The 11,722-nt window shown below is 55.2% G+C and carries 12 protein-coding genes; 5 read left to right on the top strand and 7 right to left on the bottom strand.

The genetic code is table 11. The features are described from left to right. Nucleotides 1-56: 56 nt before the first annotated feature. Nucleotides 57-734 (bottom strand): zinc metallopeptidase, encoded by a 678-nt coding sequence (locus tag SOJ49_RS01195; protein ID WP_369856400.1) that lies wholly within the window; start codon nucleotides 732-734, stop codon nucleotides 57-59. Between the two features lie 232 nt (nucleotides 735-966). Between SOJ49_RS01195 and ribA the strand changes: the two genes are divergently transcribed. Beyond that, nucleotides 967-1,602, top strand: coding sequence for a GTP cyclohydrolase II (ribA, locus tag SOJ49_RS01190; protein ID WP_369856399.1), 636 nt, complete (start codon nucleotides 967-969; stop codon nucleotides 1,600-1,602). Between the two features lie 20 nt (nucleotides 1,603-1,622). Here the strand turns inward: ribA and SOJ49_RS01185 are convergent, their stop codons facing one another. The 5 genes from SOJ49_RS01185 to SOJ49_RS01165 form a co-directional block, all read right to left on the bottom strand. Beyond that, on the bottom strand, nucleotides 1,623-2,966 hold the full coding sequence (locus SOJ49_RS01185; RefSeq protein ID WP_369856398.1) for an HD domain-containing phosphohydrolase: 1,344 nt from the start codon (nucleotides 2,964-2,966) through the stop codon (nucleotides 1,623-1,625). After that, the gene (locus SOJ49_RS01180) at nucleotides 2,959-3,969 is read right to left on the bottom strand and encodes a sensor histidine kinase (protein ID WP_369856397.1); all 1,011 of its coding nucleotides are present in this window, start codon (nucleotides 3,967-3,969) and stop codon (nucleotides 2,959-2,961) included. The genes SOJ49_RS01185 and SOJ49_RS01180 overlap by 8 nt, the downstream gene beginning before the upstream one ends. Nucleotides 3,970-4,161: 192 nt before the next feature. Further along, on the bottom strand, nucleotides 4,162-6,042 hold the full coding sequence (gene dxs, locus SOJ49_RS01175; protein ID WP_369856396.1) for a 1-deoxy-D-xylulose-5-phosphate synthase: 1,881 nt from the start codon (nucleotides 6,040-6,042) through the stop codon (nucleotides 4,162-4,164). 169 nt (nucleotides 6,043-6,211) lie between these two features. Beyond that, nucleotides 6,212-7,111 carry a polyprenyl synthetase family protein gene (locus SOJ49_RS01170; protein WP_369856395.1) on the bottom strand — a complete coding sequence of 300 codons (900 nt, stop codon included), beginning with the start codon at nucleotides 7,109-7,111 and terminating at the stop codon, nucleotides 6,212-6,214. Then, on the bottom strand, nucleotides 7,108-7,359 hold the full coding sequence (locus SOJ49_RS01165; protein ID WP_369856394.1) for an exodeoxyribonuclease VII small subunit: 252 nt from the start codon (nucleotides 7,357-7,359) through the stop codon (nucleotides 7,108-7,110). The genes SOJ49_RS01170 and SOJ49_RS01165 overlap by 4 nt, the downstream gene beginning before the upstream one ends. 146 nt (nucleotides 7,360-7,505) lie before the next feature. Between SOJ49_RS01165 and pomA the strand changes: the two genes are divergently transcribed. From pomA to SOJ49_RS01145, 4 genes are all read left to right on the top strand, one after another. Next, a complete protein-coding gene (pomA, locus tag SOJ49_RS01160; RefSeq protein ID WP_369856393.1) occupies nucleotides 7,506-8,264 on the top strand; it encodes a flagellar motor protein PomA in 759 nt (252 codons plus the stop codon). Nucleotides 8,265-8,267: 3 nt separating this feature from the next. Further along, entirely contained in the window at nucleotides 8,268-9,248 is a 981-nt protein-coding gene (locus tag SOJ49_RS01155; protein WP_369856392.1) for a flagellar motor protein MotB, read from the top strand. Beyond that, nucleotides 9,235-9,822 carry a PilZ domain-containing protein gene (locus SOJ49_RS01150; protein ID WP_369856391.1) on the top strand — a complete coding sequence of 196 codons (588 nt, stop codon included), beginning with the start codon at nucleotides 9,235-9,237 and terminating at the stop codon, nucleotides 9,820-9,822. Before SOJ49_RS01155 ends, SOJ49_RS01150 begins: the two co-directional genes overlap by 14 nt. A gap of 82 nt (nucleotides 9,823-9,904) precedes the next feature. Next, entirely contained in the window at nucleotides 9,905-10,630 is a 726-nt protein-coding gene (locus SOJ49_RS01145) for a 16S rRNA (uracil(1498)-N(3))-methyltransferase (RefSeq protein ID WP_369856390.1), read from the top strand. A 338-nt stretch (nucleotides 10,631-10,968) separates the two neighbouring features. Here the strand turns inward: SOJ49_RS01145 and SOJ49_RS01140 are convergent, their stop codons facing one another. Further along, nucleotides 10,969-11,637, bottom strand: coding sequence for a hypothetical protein (locus SOJ49_RS01140; RefSeq protein WP_369856389.1), 669 nt, complete (start codon nucleotides 11,635-11,637; stop codon nucleotides 10,969-10,971). Nucleotides 11,638-11,722: the final 85 nt, after the last annotated feature.

The following is an 11,722-nucleotide window of genomic DNA, read 5'->3' as shown; positions in this document are numbered from 1 at the left end:
ATCAAACCGCCGGTGCACGACGTACAGTGCAATACCGAGCCCTTCAGCGAGCCGACTTAACGCCTCAGAAAACGCAGCCAACGCCAGACGTTCAGCAGGCTGGCCAGTGATCCGGCAACGTAGGTTAACGCTGCCGCTTTTAGTATTTGTCGCGCGGCAACCATATCCTGTTGATCCAGATACTGGCCCTGCTGTAACAGTGGCAAGGCTTTGTTAAAGCTGGCATCCAGCTCCACCGGTAGCGTCACCAATTGCACCAGCGCATTGATACTCATCGCCAGTACCGCTGCCAGCAGAGTCCAGCGTGATAAACCCGGCTGTACCGCCAGCAGCAAGGGCGATAGCAGCAGCGCCACCGGGGCCAGGCGCTGCATCCAGATCGCCAGTGCGACCAGCCCCTGGCGCCAGTAAAACATGCGTTCACCACGCTGATGTTGCCAGGCATGACCCACTTCATGGGCTGCCACCACGACCGCCGTCAGCGATTTTCCGTCCAGCTTGTCCGCTGTCAACCGCACTGCACGCTGCTGCGGATCATAGTGATCCCCCTGTTCCGTCGCCTCAACCACCACATTGGCCAGCTGTAACTTGTTGACCAGGTGGCGGGCCATATCGCCGCCCGTACCGGGAAAATCCACCCGTGCCGAGCTGTGGCGAACAAGTACATGCCGTACCCAGACGCCAGGCAAGATCAGCGCTAGCAACAGCAGAACAACTCCGGCGATCATCAGCATCTATTTATCCTGTGCAACAGTGTGTTAACCAGACGCTCCGGCAGGAAGAAAATCCCGACCGTAACGCAAGAATTAATGAAAAGTGTGCCATTTTCAGGCTTTTTATCCTGCCTGAGCCAGCGATTCTGACCATTGTGACATCAAGAAGCCCCGCTTTTAAGGCAAGGGAAACTTGGGTGATCGCTGTCCGGGCTGATAGACTACGCCGCTTGTTTTATCGGAGGTGAGAGCCTTGAGTATCCAATACATTGCATCGTCCAAGCTGCCAACGCCGTTCGGCGTCTTTACCATGCACGGATTTGAAGACACCGTCGCGGGTAAAGAGCATGTGGCACTCACGCTGGGGGATGTTGGCAACGGCGAGCCGGTGCTGGCACGTGCTCACTCCGAATGCCTGACCGGTGATGCGCTGTTCAGCATGCGCTGTGATTGCGGCTATCAACTGGAAGAAGCCATGCGCGCCGTGTCCGAAGCTGGCCATGGCGTGGTGCTGTATCTGCGCCAGGAAGGTCGCGGCATTGGGCTGCTGAACAAGATCCGGGCGTATCATCTGCAGGATCAGGGTGCCGATACGGTTGAAGCCAACGAGCAATTGGGGTTTGGTGCCGATCTGCGTGATTACAGCATGTGCGAACCGATGCTGAGCCACCTGGGTATTCATGCGATCCGCCTGATGACCAACAACCCGCGCAAGGTAAAAGCGTTGTCAGACGCTGGCGTCAAGGTGATTGAACGCGTCGCCCTCGAAGTGGGCAGAAACCCGTACAATGAAGGCTATCTGAGCACCAAGGCCAGCAAACTGGGGCATATGCTCAGCAGCGCTGCCGCCACGGCGCCCTTGACCCACCAGGACGACGAACCGGTCTGAGAGTGATGGTCAACGCGGCCTCACTCACTGCCAGAGCTGTCCGGGTGGCGAACCTGCAACATGATCTGATGCCCTTCAAACTGACGCTGTAACGCCTGTAATTTACTGACATGGCGCTCTGTCAGTAATGTTCCTTCCGACAGCAGCACCACACCCGCCGGGCTGATCAGACTTTTTGCCAGTATGGTGCCCTGCTTGGCTGCCGCGATGGGAATACGGTCCATATTGGGCACAATACCTTCATCAAAATCTTCCAGCACTTCCATCAACAGATCGATCAGTGCGCGGTCATAACGCAAGCCCGCCATTTTGATCATGTAGGTGCGGGTATCGTCTTCGTTGAGTTTTTCGCCAAGAAAGTTGTGTTCGCGCTGCAGGTCGACGTAATCCGTCACGATCCGCAAAATGCGTGATTCCAGCGGAATGGCATCCCCTTCAAGACGATCGGGGAAACCTTTGCCGTTGTACAGCTCCATGTGCGAGCGAATGATATTGGCAGAATTTTGCAGTGGTTCCAGCAGCATCAAGGTGGTCTGGCCATTCACAGGAAAGCGGGAGTACTCTTTTTTCTCCAGTCGGTTCATGGTTGTCCATGATTTAATCAGCACGGCATCGGGCAAGGTAATCTTGCCGATGTTTTTCAACAGCGCCGCGTAATACAAATCCTGAATCGGTTGCCCTACCAGGCCGGCAAATTCCCCAAACAGCTTGCTCAAGCGCGCCAGTCGCTCGCTACTGCCGGGTTCTTCACCATTACGTTGCTCGACCATACCCACCAGCAACAGCACCATGCTGTTAAATTCTTGCACCAGGCTGCGGTAAGCTTCTTCCAATTTGGCTTCTGCCGCTCCTGCCTGATCGGTTTTTTGCTCCACTTGCTGTTCCAGCTCATGATTAAAGCGTGCCAGCTCCTTGTTCTGTTCCTTGATGCGGGCCTGCAGTTTTTCGTTCTTTTCTTGCAGTATTTTGCACTGTAAGGCATCAGCCACCACAGAGCACAGCTGGTCGTTATCCCAGGGCTTGTTGATATAACGGTATATATTGCCTTCGTTAACAGCCCGAATGGTGGACTCCATATCGGCATAGCCGGTCACCAGCACTCGCACCATCTCGGGCCAACGCTCAAAGCAGACCTTAAGCAAATCCGCACCCGACAGCCCAGGCATGCGCATATCGGAGATGACCAGGTCAAACGCCTCCTGTTCAAGCAAATCCAGCGCTTGCTGACCACTGCCAGCGGTCACAACGTCATATTGTCGACATAACAGTCGTTTCAGAGCTTGCAGTATGGCGGGTTCATCGTCAACCAGCAGAATCCGGCCAACCTTGACGCTCTCTTCCTGCGCCAGACACTCTTCAAACACGGTTACTCTCCTCCGCTATCAGGGGTAAATAAATATGAAAACAGCTGCCCACACCGAGTTCGCTTTCGAGCTCAATACGGCCGCCATGCTCCTCGATCAATTGCTGGCTTAACGCCAGGCCCATGCCGGTACCTTCATCCGCCGACTTGGTGGTGTAAAATGGCTCAAATACGCGGGCAACCGTATCCGCACCGATGCCGATACCATTATCCGAGATAACAATTTCCAGCTCGTGGGCATGTTGCCGCTGATAAATACTCACTTCCCCATAACGCTCATCCACCGCCTGAATGGCATTCACCAGGATATTCAGCACCACCTGCCCAACCAGTGCAGGGTTACACACCACCGGGGGGCAATCGTCCAGCAAGCCGACGTTCAGCGTCAGCTCGCCACCAACCCCGATCCTGGCAATATTGATAATGGCGTTGAGTTCGTCGTTGATGCTACTGGGGGATTTTGGTCCCTGATCACCTCGCATCAGGCGTTTCATATCCCGTACGATATGGCTGATACGATCAACCCCTTCGAGGCTGTCGGACACCCGTTCGGGCATCAGTGAGACGATATCGGCGATACCCTCATCCTGATAGGCAGACAGTATCAGACGATAGGCCTCGCTGGCGGGATCAAGGCGGTTACCGGCGTTATCAACAGCGCCGACAAAGCGCAACAAGCCGTCCATGTCAGCACGGATCGCATGCAGATTACTGCCCACAGACGCCACCGGATTATTGATTTCATGAGCGATGCCGGCAGACAGCTGGCCAACCGCCGCCAAACGCTCCATTTGTTTAATATGCCGAAGTTGGTCAGCGGTTACTCGCAAGTCTGCAGCCTGGTTTTGCGGCTCGGCGTTATCGGTGACGGCGGAAGCTGAGCGCCAGAGCGGCCCTATAGAGGCCATCCCCAACAGCACCCACGGCAGGATAGAGACGTCGGCAAACCCAAGCGTCAGAGCCAGTACCAGAGCCGGAATCAATAGCAGGTGATGTGAGTGCACCCCTACCCCCAAAAAAACAGATGTCTACCTAAGTAAAGCACCGATTAATCAACTCGGAGGAAGAACGTGTTACAGAATGTTAGCCGGGCATGGTCATATTCAGTGAGTCTGGCCGAGACAGCCAGACGGATAGCAGGCAGGAAAAATGTGCGAACTGGCTATACGCTGATTAACAGTCTGGTGTGACGGCGATCAGCAGCGCGCAAGACGCTGCCGAACACGGTCCAGCATACTGACGCTATCGAGTCCCGCGTCCAGCCACTGACGACCCGGACTGGCATGCTCGATGTAGCGATCCGGCAAACCACTCAGCAAAACCGGAACCGACAGCCCCGCGTTCGCCAGCGACTCCAGCACTGCACTACCGGCACCGCCAGCCGTGGCGTTTTCTTCCAACGTCACCAGCAGATCATGTGATGCCGCCAGTGATGCGACCAGAGTATCATCCAGCGGTTTTACAAAACGCATATCGGCAACCGTGGCATCCAGCTGGGCGGCAATCGCCAGCGCTGTACTCAAGGGTGCACCAAAGGCCAGCAGCGCCACGCGTTTGCCAGCAACAGCCGCAGATTCCCGTAATACGCGTCCTTTGCCCAGCGGCAAGGCCGTCATGGTCTGCTCCGCTTCAACCCCGGCACCACTGCCACGGGGATAACGTACTGCAGCCGGGCCTTCGTGCTGATAACCGGTGTACAACATCTGACGGCATTCATTTTCATCTGAGGGCGTCATCAGCACCAGATTGGGGATACAGCGTAAATAGCTGAGGTCGAAAGCGCCGTGATGGGTCGGGCCGTCTTCACCCACCAGACCCGCCCGATCGATGGCAAACAATACATCGAGATTTTGCAGGGCAACGTCGTGTATCAGCTGATCGTAGGCGCGCTGCAGGAAGGTCGAATAAATGGCCACAACCGGTTTGCACCCTTCACAGGCGAGTCCGGCAGCCAGGGTCACCGCGTGTTGTTCAGCAATGGCAACGTCGTAATAGCGATCCGGAAATTCGTGCGAGAAGCGAACCAGGTCGGAACCTTCGCGCATCGCTGGAGTAATACCCACCAGCCGACGGTCAGCGCCAGCCATATCGCACAGCCACTCGCCAAACACATTGGAATAGGTCGGTTTTTTTACCGCCGCCGAGACACTGCGCACTGGCTTCAAGGCGTGATAGCCAATCGGATCTTGCTCCGCCGGTGCAAAACCCTTGCCCTTTCGAGTGACGATATGAAGGAAACGTGGCCCCTTCATCTTCGCCAGATTGCTCAGGGTATGCACCAGCTCGTTCAGGTCGTGGCCGTCGATGGGGCCGTAATAATTAAAACCCAGCTCTTCAAACAGGGTGCCCGGAGCTACCATGCCTTTCATATGCTCTTCGGTGCGACGGGCAAATTCCCAGGCAGCAGGAATCTTCTCCAGCACTTTTTTGCTACCGGCACGCATGGCACAGTAGGTTTTGCTCGACCAGATGCGGGTGAAATATTTGTTTAATCCACCCACATTGTTGGAGATCGACATATCGTTGTCGTTCAGAATCACCAACATATCGGCTTTTTCGTGACCAGCATGGTTCAGGGCTTCAAACGCCATGCCTGCCGTAATGGCACCATCACCAATAATGGCAACGGCTTCGTGTTCCACCCCTTGCTGGCGAAATCCCAGCGCCATGCCCAGTGCCGCACTGATAGAGGTACTGGAATGGCCAACCCCGAAAGTATCGTAAGCGCTTTCTTCGCGGCGCGTAAAAGCCGCCGGGCCATATTCGCTGCGGATACGGGTCATTTCTTCGCGACGACCAGTGAGTATCTTGTGCGGGTAGGCCTGGTGGCCAACATCCCACACCAGGCGGTCATTCGGGGTATCAAAAACGTAATGCAGTGCCACCGTCAGCTCCACCACCCCCAGCCCGGCGGCAAAATGCCCTCCCGACTGGCCAACACTGTAAAGCAGATATTCTCGCAGCTGGTGACAGACTTCCTGGAGTTGCTCTGGCTCCAGCAGACGCAGGTCGGCGGGCTGATTAATGGCATCCAGTAACGGGGTAAGAGGGCGAGCACTCGGTATTTCGGTAAACATCAGGCGTTGTGTTTCCGGTCGTTGAGCATCAGGAAAGGGCAGATGCCGCTACGTAATGGCAAAAAAGGTCGACTATTCTAACGATTGCGGTGGCCATTGAGTAGGCCAAAACCACATTGGTCACGAATCCGTCCAACCGCAACCGGCCGTCCCGTTTATGAAACCAGGTTTAATGGTTACGATGAATCACGTAATCCGCAATCTGGTGCAGTAACCCGATGTGTCCACCGTCCTGCTGCAAAGGAGCCAACGCTTGCTGGGCTTGCTGGCACAATTCTGCTGCTTTTTGACGCGCAGCCTCCAACCCCAGTAGCGCCGGATAAGTCGGTTTGTTGAGTGCGACATCCGCACCCGCCTGCTTCCCCAGTGTGGACGTATCCCCTTCGACATCGAGAATATCGTCCTGTACCTGAAAGGCCAGACCAATCGCATTGGCGTAGTCCAACAGCGCCTGCTCCTGCTCAGCAGCCAGAGGCCAGCGCACGGACATCGCCCCCATCATCACTGCCGCCCGAATCAGTGCGCCGGTTTTACCACGGTGCATCTGCTCCAGTTCAACCAGAGACATCGGCTTGCCTACATGGTTGAGGTCGATACTCTGGCCACCCACCATTCCTGCGGCTCCTGCCGCCTTGGCCAACAGCACCGTCATGGCCAGCCGTTGTTCAGCCGCCAGCGACTGATCTGCCAACAGTACTTCAAAGGCTCCAGTGAGCAGTGCATCCCCTGCCAGAATAGCCGTGGCTTCATCAAAGGCGATATGAGTAGTGGCTTTACCACGCCGCAGATCGTCGTCGTCCATCGCCGGTAAATCGTCGTGAATCAGACTGTAGCTGTGCACCATTTCCAGCGCCGTGGCCGCACTGTCAGCTTGCTGCGACTGCCCTCCCAGGGCTTCAGCCGCAGCGTAGGCCAGCAGTGGGCGCAAGCGCTTGCCACCATTCAGCAAGCCATAGTGCATCGCATCTGCCAGTCGTGGGTCACTGCTGGCGAGCTGTACGACGGCAGACCGCAATTGCTGTTCCAACTGTGTTTGCACGGCCGCCAGCCGTTCCGGCAACAGACTCATTCAACGGCTTCCCGACCACCTGGAGGCAGCGGCTGAGACAGGCTCTGGCCGTTCTGTTCGGTCAGGATACGGACTTTCTGTTCTGCCTCAGCCAGCGCCTGCTGACAGGATCGGGTCAGATGAATGCCTTGTTCAAAGGCACCCAGTGACTGTTCCAGCGTCAGCTCACCACTTTCCATCCGCTGCACCAGAGAGGTCAGTTCAGCCAATGACTGTTCAAAATCAAATGTTTGTTGTGTATCGCTCATAACACCTACCCGCGCTGTGTGCCGCCACAGTAGCGCCTGTCCGTGGCTTCAACAAGTGCAGCAGCCAGTTTTTACCTCAGAACAGGAATAACCCGGATGTTTGACTAGACTGATCTCATGGTTCGAGGAATTCAGAAGGAGCCGCTGTGGATCTCGCAACACTGGTAGGTTTATTAGGTGCATTTGGCATTGTCGTCATGGCCATGATTCTGGGCGGCGATATCGCTATGTTTGTAAACGTGCCGTCGATTCTGATCGTCTTTGTCGGCAGTTTTTTTGCGGTGATGATGAAATATGAACTGGGCCAGTTCCTTGCTCTGGCCAAGGTCGGTGGCAAAGGTTTTTCGTTCAAACTGAGCAAGCCGGAAACCATTATCGCAGAGGTGGTAGAGCTGGCAGGACTGGCACGCAAGGGTGGCCTGCTGTCGCTGGAAGGCAAGGAAGTCAGCGATGAATTTCTGGGTAAAGGCATCCAGCTATTGGTTGATGGCCACGACCCGGACGTGGTGCGTTCGATTCTCAGCAAGGAAGCCAAACTCGCCACCGATCGCCATGATATGGGCGCGTCTATCTTCCAGAATCTGGGGGATACCGGCCCGGCCATGGGTATGATTGGTACACTGATTGGTCTGGTCGCCATGTTGGCGAACATGGACGATCCCAAAACCATTGGCCCCGCCATGGCCGTGGCATTGTTAACCACCTTGTACGGCGCCATGCTGGCCACCATGTTTGCCTTGCCTCTGGCCGACAAGCTCAGGTTGCGCATGAACGAGGAAGGTCGGCTGAAATCGATGATTATCGACGCCTTGCTGGCCATTCAGGCAGGCCAGAATCCGAGGGTGATTGAATCCATGCTGCAGGCCTATATTGCCGAAGGCAAGCGCACAACAGCGAGCGATTAGGTCATGGCAACGGAAGAAGAACAGGAATGCCCACCCTGTCCCGCCGGGATACCCGGCTGGGTAATGACCTTTGCCGACCTGATGTCGCTACTGATGTGCTTTTTTGTACTGTTACTGTCGTTCTCAGAAATGGATGCACTCAAATTCAAACGCCTGGCCGGAGAATTGCGCGACGCATTTGGTGTCCAGACCGTCGTCAATGCCGCCGATCCCCCCAAGGGCACCAGTGTGATTGCCCGCCACTTCAGCCCGTCCATTCCTGAACCCACGCCGATCAATCAGGTGCGCCAAGTCACCAGTGATATCACCAAAAGTTCACTGGAAGTGATGTGCCAGGATGAAATTACCCAGCAACAAGAAGCTCAGGGCAACCAAGGCAAACAAACCCGTATTCTGGTACAAGCGGATGCAGCTGCGCAGAACAAGGCGACGGAAGACAATGCCTTGCAAGTGGCCAACCTGCTGGAAAACGAAATTGCCCAAGGCCAGATTGAAATTGAAACCGTGGGCCAGAAAATCATTATCCGCATTCAGCAACGCGGTGCATTTCGCTCCGGCTCAGACTATATTGAAGACCGGTTTTTGCCGGTGATCGATAAAATTCGTACCGTATTGGTCACTATTCCCGGACTGATTTCTGTCGAAGGCCATACCGATGACGTGCCTGTCCGTGGCGGGCGATTCCGCTCCAATTGGTCATTGTCTACCGCCCGTGCAGTCGCTTTTGCGGAAGAGTTGTTTGCTGCCCCGGAAATGGATGCCAGTCGTTTTCAGGTCGTCGGCCACGGCTCGACCCAACCGCTGGTTGAGAACCTGGACTCCGCTTCGCGGGCGCGCAATCGCCGGGTTGAAATCATCATCTTGCGTTCGCGAGAAAATGATAGCGATAGCCAGCCGGAGATCGAACCGGATATGAAGCAAATCGACAACGCCGTCAACGCCGTACCGGAAGACTTTGAGTTACGCCCCAATGAAATATTCTGATACCGTGCCACTCGCCAGGCAGCTCGAATCCAGGCCCCCTGAAACCTGGGATGGCAACGAACGACGCCAGTACTTCCGCCTGGACGATCGTGTCTTGCTCGGAATAGAAGTGCTCGCCATAGCGCCAGCCGACGATCCGGCCGTCGACAGCCTGGTCGAACTGGAACAACAGATCACCAGTCTGCTGCATCGCGTCAGCTCACAGCAACCAGAAGTCGCCGCGCTGCTGCGACTGATGAACCAGAAGTTAAACCGGGTTGCCGGGCTGGAATTACAACCCACCATTGACGTCGAGGAACACCCGGCCAATGTGAACCTAAGCGCCTGTGGCATCCGCTTTGAGACCCATACCGATGTCTCAGAGGCCCACTACCTTCGACTCCATCTCACTCTGCTACCGGATCATACGACACTGGTACTGAATGGCCGTATCGTCGCCCTGGAAGCGGGCAGCAAGCCAGACAGCACCCGGATTCGCGTTGCCTTCAACCCGATCCGTAATACCGATCAGGAAATCCTGATTCAACATATGATGAGCTTGCAACGGCGGCAAATACGCCCGCACGATCGATAAGCTGACGATTCGGCGGGTTACCCATTGCCGAATATCCGGGCCAATTTGCTATTATCCGCAGCGATTGCCAGTGGAGAGCAGAATGTCGTCACCGAGAATTTTTACCGACCAACCCCTGATCGTCGGACAAACCGTTACCTTGGACGAACAGCCCAGTATTCATCTGCTGCGGGTATTACGACTGGGTCTTGGTGCACCGGTACGGCTGTTTAACGGCGACGGCTGCGAATACAGCGGTACAATATCCACCGCGAGCAAGAAACAGGCCGCCGTGTGTCTGCTTGAGGCATCGGTAGCGGATGCCATACCACCACTGCGCCTGCACCTGGGACAAGTGATCTCCAAGGGTGACAAGATGGATTTTACCATCCAGAAAGCCACTGAACTGGGCGTTAGCCAAATCACCCCTCTCTTCAGTGAACGCTGCGATGTACGACTGAAAGGCGAACGCCTGGACAAAAAGATGGAACACTGGCAAAAAATCGCAGTATCCGCCTGTGAACAAAGCGGCCGCAACCGTATCCCGCAAGTCTTGCCCGCCGTAAACCTGAATGACTGGTACGCCCAAAGCGACGCCGAACTGCGACTGGTGTTACACCCACACAACCAGCAGCCGTTAGGGCAACAACAAAACCCGACCAGTGTAGCGCTGTTGGTTGGCCCCGAAGGCGGCCTGACTGATATCGAAGTTGCTGCAGGTACGACACATGGCTTTCAGGGGCTGCTGCTGGGACCGCGTATTTTGCGTACCGAAACTGCAGCCCTCGCGGCAGTCTCGGTACTGCAATTCTTGTGGGGTGACTTTTAACAGATTACCGGAACAGATCACCTGGGTTGAGCCGCGTCACTAGGGGGTATTCTCAATTAGTTAACGCGTCCTGTTATGGAGAAAAAATCCATCAGGCAAGGCGTTGAACGCAGAGAATGGTGGGCCCTTTTCAAGTTCAACAACACTGCATGATGGATTTTTAACCATAACCCTTCGGGCTGATGCCAGTTGGCTCCAGAACGGTATTATTCGTCGCTTATTGAGCTCGCCCTGTTTATTAAACACAGGAGGCACTCCTCATGCCTTGTTCTGAAGCCAACGGGCTCTCAGCAGCTCCGATTGAGCAATTGAGAACGCCCCCTAATAACCATGGCACATCAAGGCTTGGCTGCTTCCGACACGTTTAGCCGCAAAGACGACCAGTCCCACCAGCTACTGAGAAAATACACGCCGATAAACAAGGTAGCCCACCATTCGATAATCCGTTTACCATGACTCATATCGGCCCCAATCGTGACTCCGGCAAAAACAATAAACTGCAACCACAGTAACGCCATCAACACCGTTTTTAACCAGAACGATGGCACCACCAACCCAGCCTTGCGGCCACGCCAGACCAACACATAATTAATACTCAGCGCTACCAGCATGCCCTGAAAAAACAGATTGGCTCCGCGTACATGCACTCCCCAATGAGTCGCAGTTTTTTCCGGCAGTAACACCGCCGTCCCAGCCAGCAACCCCAGCGCGGCCAGCACTCCGAAAAACTGCATCAGTCCTCGACTGACTGGCCCGGAAACCGACTTGAGCCAGGCATTCATCAGCTGCCACCAGATCACAAAATACACACACGCCGCCACCATACCGCCACGGAAAATAAACCCGGCATCGCCTTTCATGCCGGTATGGGTGATGTCGGTACAGCCATCCAGAAACGGATTGCATATCTCTGCAGTACCCTGGCTGATAGCGACACCATAGGTAACCGCAATCGTACCCATCGACAGTAAAAAACTCATCAGGGCAATGCTTTGACCGAACGACATGGAAACTCCGACTGAAGAATAAACGGCCCGCCATTATGCCGTGCCGATCGGCGAATTACTTCGGTAAAAACAGCACCCCACAAAA

This window comes from Candidatus Thalassolituus haligoni (genome assembly GCF_041222825.1).
Classification (GTDB): Bacteria; Pseudomonadota; Gammaproteobacteria; order Pseudomonadales; family Oceanobacteraceae; genus Oceanobacter; species Oceanobacter antarcticus.
Note: the sequence above shows the minus strand (reverse complement) of the source record. Positions and strands in the feature narration are given on the sequence as shown.

Coding starts and splice junctions, on each gene's coding strand:
- dxs (WP_369856396.1), bottom strand. CDS start 6,042: ATGTTTACCGAAATACCGAGTGCTCGCCCTCTTACCCCGTTACTGGAT.
- SOJ49_RS01195 (WP_369856400.1), bottom strand. CDS start 734: ATGCTGATGATCGCCGGAGTTGTTCTGCTGTTGCTAGCGCTGATCTTG.
- SOJ49_RS01170 (WP_369856395.1), bottom strand. CDS start 7,111: ATGAGTCTGTTGCCGGAACGGCTGGCGGCCGTGCAAACACAGTTGGAA.
- SOJ49_RS01155 (WP_369856392.1), top strand. CDS start 8,268: ATGGCAACGGAAGAAGAACAGGAATGCCCACCCTGTCCCGCCGGGATA.
- SOJ49_RS01150 (WP_369856391.1), top strand. CDS start 9,235: ATGAAATATTCTGATACCGTGCCACTCGCCAGGCAGCTCGAATCCAGG.
- SOJ49_RS01145 (WP_369856390.1), top strand. CDS start 9,905: ATGTCGTCACCGAGAATTTTTACCGACCAACCCCTGATCGTCGGACAA.
- SOJ49_RS01140 (WP_369856389.1), bottom strand. CDS start 11,637: ATGTCGTTCGGTCAAAGCATTGCCCTGATGAGTTTTTTACTGTCGATG.
- SOJ49_RS01165 (WP_369856394.1), bottom strand. CDS start 7,359: ATGAGCGATACACAACAAACATTTGATTTTGAACAGTCATTGGCTGAA.